This window comes from Halomonas sp. ATBC28 (assembly GCF_005937175.1).
Classification (GTDB): Bacteria; Pseudomonadota; Gammaproteobacteria; order Pseudomonadales; family Halomonadaceae; genus Vreelandella; species Vreelandella titanicae.
In genome coordinates this window covers 1-400 of the sequence record NZ_VCQL01000174.1, presented here as the reverse complement: position 1 = coordinate 400, position 400 = coordinate 1, and the positions used below count along the sequence as shown (strand labels likewise).

Below are 400 nucleotides of genomic sequence, written 5' to 3'. Positions count from 1 at the left end.
CCACCATCGTTAAGCACTACCGCGATCTGCAAAGCATTGCCGATTATCCGGTGAAGGTTCGTAAACTCATCCGCCGTTTGCGCCGTATCCGCATCGACCGATTAATTAGCCGCATCCTGTAATCACAACCCCGTCCTGTACGGGGTTTGTTTTTTGGAGGCCACGTTTTGCGTATTCTTTTTGTCTGTTCGCTATTGTTACTTTCTGGATGCAGCCATATGGCTAACGATAACTGGAGCGGGCAGGATAAAGCTCAACACTTTATCGCCTCGGCGATGCTTTCCGCCGCCGGAAATGAATATTCACAGCATCAGGGGATGAGCCGGGATCGCAGTGCCATGTTTGGATTGATGTTCTCTGTCAGTCTGGGGGCGTCAAAAGAGCTTTGGGATAGCCGCCC

1 protein-coding gene is annotated in these 400 nt (G+C 51.2%); it reads left to right on the top strand.

What is annotated here, in order from left to right:
- Window positions 1-218: 218 nt before the first annotated feature.
- The coding region (locus E0L35_RS25895) for a hypothetical protein (protein ID WP_283241558.1) at window positions 219-400 on the top strand (182 nt) is incomplete at its 3' end.